At 30.2% G+C, this 4,124-nt stretch carries 6 protein-coding genes; 5 read left to right on the forward strand and 1 reads right to left on the reverse strand.

The genetic code is table 11. The features are described from left to right. Positions 1 to 75 precede the first annotated feature (75 nt). Positions 76 to 2,274 carry a hypothetical protein gene (locus LWW95_11830; protein MDL1957716.1) on the reverse strand — a complete coding sequence of 733 codons (2,199 nt, stop codon included), beginning with the start codon at positions 2,272 to 2,274 and terminating at the stop codon, positions 76 to 78. 59 nt (positions 2,275 to 2,333) lie between these two features. On the opposite strand from LWW95_11830, the gene LWW95_11835 reads away from it, so the two are divergent. The 5 genes from LWW95_11835 to LWW95_11855 form a co-directional block, all read left to right on the forward strand. Beyond that, the gene (locus LWW95_11835; GenBank protein ID MDL1957717.1) at positions 2,334 to 2,528 is read left to right on the forward strand and encodes a hypothetical protein; all 195 of its coding nucleotides are present in this window, start codon (positions 2,334 to 2,336) and stop codon (positions 2,526 to 2,528) included. Continuing rightward, positions 2,512 to 2,811: a hypothetical protein gene (locus LWW95_11840; protein ID MDL1957718.1), complete on the forward strand. Its 300-nt coding sequence runs from the start codon at positions 2,512 to 2,514 to the stop codon at positions 2,809 to 2,811. The genes LWW95_11835 and LWW95_11840 overlap by 17 nt, the downstream gene beginning before the upstream one ends. After that, positions 2,808 to 3,242, forward strand: a complete 435-nt coding sequence (locus LWW95_11845; GenBank protein ID MDL1957719.1) for a hypothetical protein — start codon at positions 2,808 to 2,810, stop codon at positions 3,240 to 3,242. The genes LWW95_11840 and LWW95_11845 overlap by 4 nt, the downstream gene beginning before the upstream one ends. Further along, positions 3,235 to 3,690, forward strand: a complete 456-nt coding sequence (locus tag LWW95_11850) for a hypothetical protein (protein ID MDL1957720.1) — start codon at positions 3,235 to 3,237, stop codon at positions 3,688 to 3,690. The genes LWW95_11845 and LWW95_11850 overlap by 8 nt, the downstream gene beginning before the upstream one ends. Beyond that, positions 3,687 to 4,124, forward strand: a 438-nt coding sequence (locus tag LWW95_11855; protein MDL1957721.1) for a hypothetical protein, incomplete at its 3' end; no start/stop codon positions are given. The genes LWW95_11850 and LWW95_11855, both read left to right, overlap by 4 nt.

Here is a 4,124-nt window from a genome sequence, read left to right on the forward strand (position 1 = left end):
CGTCCTATTAGTGGCTCTATTGGGCTCTAATGACCTTTACTTTAAAATAACTCAACTTTTAATCAATGTCAAGTATCAAGTTTCTTCTCCTTTTAACACCAAAAATGCTGCTCCTGAAGCTAATAGTAATGGCAGTATTTTATTAATCTTTTTCTCTTTAGTTTTTTTCTCTTCTAGTGCTTCTTTAATTTCAATCTTTTTTTCTTCAATTTCTTTATCTTTTAAACCTATTTTTTTCTTTAAAAGTTCAACTTCACTTATTAATGCTTTCATTTTGGCTTCAAGTTCTTTTGTTCTTTCTTTCTCTTTAATTAATAACTTTTGTGCCTCTAACGCTTTTTCTCTTCTTTTAGCTTTTAAATACTCCTCCTCTCTTTGTAATTCTTTCAATTCTTTAATCCTGTTATTAAGAGCCAAAGTCATCTTAGCCTCTTCCTCTTTTCTCTTTAATTCATCATGTCTCTTCAAAGCAACTGCTAAAACTCTATTATATTCTTTGACCCCAAAATTTTTAATGATCCACTCTTTATTTTTCTCAATAATAGGCAAATAATCCTTTATCTCTTCCATCTTTTTTCTTACAAGCCTTATAGTTTCTACCTGAATCCTTCCAATCGCTTCAGGTATTTTATGCTCAGGATATTGACTATACATTGCTCCTAATTTCATAATGCGAGGCTTCATTAATAATCTGGCTTGAGGTAACATTTGATTAAGAATCTTAACCCTCATTCTCCTTTTCCATTCTTCAGCATAGCCTTTTTGCCAGAATTGGTAGAGGTCAATTATGTCTTGCATTACTGAATTGACTGCTTCTGTAAAGTTACCTAACAATTTTATATAAGGATTTAAACATATATACTTTTTATATCTTCGTAGCACTTCTCCAAAACCAAATTCAAAACCAAATGCTATTTGGATAGTGGCTAACTTTTTGCTTATAAATTGAGCTGCATCTTTTGGAATTTCTCCTAATAAATAATTCGAATATCCTAAACAAAAGTTAATTAAAGATTTGAAATAATTTTCAATGCCTTTACAGTAAGGCATATATTTAGCTGGAATATTAGGGCAATCTGGTTTATAGTCAACATATAATTCTAGTCTATTATTTCTTAATCTTACTCTTAAAATACATTCTTTTAAAAATTTTCTACATGAGGGATGCCTAACAAGACGATGTGTAATTTTACTATAACCTGTATAAACATGAAAAATGATTGAATTCATTGGCGGTTTTTTATTATGAAGTAAAGTTAAACCATACTTTATATCATAATCTTTTGAAGGTTGAAAGCTTTTTTTAAATTCCCTAAAAAAAGGATAATTACACCACCAATATCCTGGAGCAAATTTCGGAGGAGGACAGTGAGTTTCTTTTAAAACTAACCAAATAGCTGCTTTAGTAAAACATCTAATATCTCTTTCATACTCCCTTCTCTGCATCAACTTAATAGCCAGCCTCTGTAGTTCCCTTCTCCATAATCCTTCTACTTTGTAGGCAATTTGAGGAAGTCTATTTAAAGCTTCTTCTTCAATAAGAGTTTGTGCTTTTAATTTGGCAAGAAAGTGAAGGTAGGATAACATTACTGCTGTATCTTTTATTGCATTTTGAACCTTAATTATTTCATTTGCCAATGCTTTGCTGAATCTTTCTTCCACTCCTTTGGTTGCCCTACCTGCATCGACTTCTAAATCAACATATTTTGGCGGTCTTACTGCCCATCTTAAGGCAAAAGGAGCATCTTCTGCTGGTAGTTTTTTTAATGCTTCATTTAAGGGTTCAATTAAATCCTTTGCTAATAAAGAGCCTACTTGAGGAGCAAGATCACCTACTGTCTCCTGTGCAATTGTTCTTACTTTAATGCCAAAGACATATGGGTATTTTTCATTGAATGAGATGTCAATCCTTCCCTTCCAGTATACTCTTGGTGGTTTAGAAAATAAAGTTGCTATTCCAAATCCAATAGCTGCAATAGCGCCAATAATACCTGCCACACTTGCACTAATAATTCCTATACCTGCTGATACAAGATAAGCAGTGTTTATTGCAATGGATGCTCCTGCTGCTGCTTTGGGGTCTATTTTAAAAAGAGAAATAATGGTATCAGCAATGGCAGCAACTGCCGATGCCATATTAGCTCTTGCTTTAGCAACATCTATCCCTTTTTTACCTAATTTTGCCGCCCTTAATGCCTGCCAACCTTGAATGAATTTGTTGATATTTTGAGATATGTCTACAGTGCTTAGGAAGATATGTTCAACTTTAGCCATTTTTTATTGCTTCGTTTTTTTAATTATGCTATCATAAAAAAAAGGAGGTAGTCAATAAAATGCCTTTTGATGAAGCTGATAAAAATATGGCTATAAGTATATTGAAAAATGCTTATTTTATAATAAAAGAAATTAAATCAGAAGCTTATAAAAAAGATGAATTTGAATTGCTTGCAAAAATAGTAACTATTTTAGGGAAGATAGAAGAAACAATAAATTTTTTAGAGGAGAAAATAAATGACAGACCCAGATGAGTTGGGAGGAATTGAAAATAATTTAAAAGAAAAAAAATGTCCATTTATTGAAAGATATAAAATTATAACTCGAATTATTGTTCTTGGTGTATTTATTGTTTGGACTTTTTTTGCATTAAAAGTTTTATATTTAGAAGAAATTGGTGATAAAGCAAGAATTTTTGAAGAAATCTCAAGTGTCTTAGTTTGGGTATTTTTCTTATACCTTTTACGAAGAGGTTTAGAAAATCCAGAAGTGGTAAAATCAATTTTAAATAAAGTTCCAGTTATTGGAAAGAAGTGAAAGTAGGTGCTATTGATCCAGGAAAAATATCAGGAGTAGCTATTTTTGATCAATCACAAATTATATATCATACTCAAGGTCCTTTTGATGAAATCTGGAAGCTTTTAATTGAATATAATCCAGATTTAGTTATATTAGAGAAAGCAACTGCTCGTCCAAAACAGGGAGTAGTAAGCACCTGTAGTTTTTGTAAGACATATGGATTTTGGATTGGCATATTAACTGGATTTAGTATTCCCTATATTTTAGTTGCTCCAACAAAATGGAAGAAAATTTTAGATAGTGGTAAAAGAGATAAAATTCATGTTGTAGAATGGGTTAATAGAAGGTTTTCATTATCTTTAAAGAAATCTCAACATCACGAAGCTGAAGCTATTGCAATGGCTTGGTGGGGAATAAATAATAATCAATATGAGAGAATAAATGTATAAAATAACTGACATATTCCGTTCAGTATATCCTAAAAAGAAATATGCTGCTATTTTTTATATTAGACCACGTTTTGGTGAAGCAAATTTTTATACAGAAATTCTTTATAATGCAATTGAAGGAGCTGAGATTAAATTTACAAAATATATACTTAAAATTCCCAAAAAAGTAATTATCAGACCACATCAGCCTTATTTTGCATTAACTACTCCTTTAGCAGCTATGGTTAAGTTAATTTATTTACTTTTTGAAAAATTTGAAATTTCAGGAAAATATACTTTTAAAGTTTATGAAAGACGACCAGATACAAGCATTGAATTTCTTGAAACTACTCATCTGTATGGTAAACATGTTGTGTATATAAGCAGAATTGGATATTTATCAGGTGTTTTATGTTTAAACCCATTTTTTATTGCATTTGTTGCTTTGGCAAAGAAAGATGAAAAATGAAAAAATTAACTGACTTAACCTACTCAAAAGTAACGGATAAAATTTTTATGTGTTTTTTTAACATTCATTCAGGAGTTAAGCCACTTCAAGACCTAAAGATTGAATTTTCTCCAATAGAGGGAGCTTATTTACGTTTTGAAAGATATACTCCAATTTTACAAGCTGGTATTATAAGAGACAACTGTCGCTACTTTTCATCTTTTACAACTTTAGGAGTTTTATTTAAGTTAATTTATTGTTTTTTTAAAGAGATTGTTTCTGATAGATGGTATGAGTATTCAATTTATAAAAAAAGAAAAGACATTAAATTATATTTTGAACCATTAGAACCTCCTTCAAAAAGGATTCATGTTTCGCTTAATTATTATACTTTTTATAAAAACTTTTTGCCTTTAGGAACTTTTTTTATTGCTTTAATTTCTTTAACACGAGTG

This window comes from Candidatus Desulfofervidus auxilii, assembly GCA_030262725.1.
Lineage (GTDB): Bacteria > Desulfobacterota > Desulfofervidia > Desulfofervidales > Desulfofervidaceae > JAJSZS01.